The sequence below is a fragment of the Luteimonas kalidii genome, assembly GCF_029887935.1.
Lineage (GTDB): Bacteria > Pseudomonadota > Gammaproteobacteria > Xanthomonadales > Xanthomonadaceae > Luteimonas > Luteimonas kalidii.
In genome coordinates this window covers 1-215 of record NZ_JARXRO010000008.1, presented here as the reverse complement: position 1 = coordinate 215, position 215 = coordinate 1, and positions in this window count along the sequence as shown.

Below are 215 nucleotides of genomic sequence, written 5' to 3'. Positions count from 1 at the left end.
TCCTTGATTTCGCCGCAAAGGCTCCCGACCACCGCGGTGCTCAGGTTCACGGACACTGGCGTAGTTGAAGCACGATGCTGCCTGCTCACTGCAGGCCGCCAGTCGGCTACATATCCACCGCGATCGCTGGCCGCGGTTCCATCTCGGTCGACGCGACGCGCTCGCAACGCCGACGAGGGGCGGGCCGGCGCCCGGGGATCGCGTTGAGCAGGACA